Source organism: Haloferula sp. A504, from assembly GCF_044385805.1.
Classification (GTDB): Bacteria; Verrucomicrobiota; Verrucomicrobiia; order Verrucomicrobiales; family Akkermansiaceae; genus Haloferula.
The window spans coordinates 1-430 of record NZ_JBISBU010000219.1; the positions used below are offsets into that span (position 1 = coordinate 1).

General features: G+C 61.6%; 1 protein-coding gene. It reads right to left on the reverse strand.

What is annotated here, in order from left to right; translation table 11 throughout:
• Positions 1–36 precede the first annotated feature (36 nt).
• Positions 37–430, reverse strand: a 394-nt coding sequence (locus ACG2LG_RS24265; RefSeq protein WP_396263494.1) for a transposase, incomplete at its 5' end; no start/stop codon positions are given.

A 430-nucleotide genomic window follows, 5' to 3' on the forward strand; every position in this document is an offset into this window, starting at 1 on the left:
CGCTTTCCGGGCAAGCACTTCGCCCTGTGGGCAGATCTAGGTGTCGCTCGCCGGATCGCGGGTAAATGCGTCGCTGTTGTGGAGCCCGTTGGACTTGCCGCTTGGCTTCTGGACGGGCACCAGGGCAATGGTCCCGCTTGCTTCGCAGGCAGTGTGTTTGGGACCGGTTCCGTAGCCGGTGTCGGCGATGACAGTAAGCGAGGCATCTTGAGCCAGCCCGAGGTCTTTCTTGGCCTGCTGGGCGATCGGGGCAAGCGAGCGACGATCGTTGGCCTCCCCGGTAACCTCAATGGTAGTGATCAGGTGGTGCTTGTCATCGACGGCTGCCTGCACGTTGTAGCCAATGGTGGTTTTGCCGCCCTTGCGCAGTTGGCGGCAGTCTGGATCGGTAAGATCAACTTGCCCGGTAGGGCTCTCTTCACAACAGGCC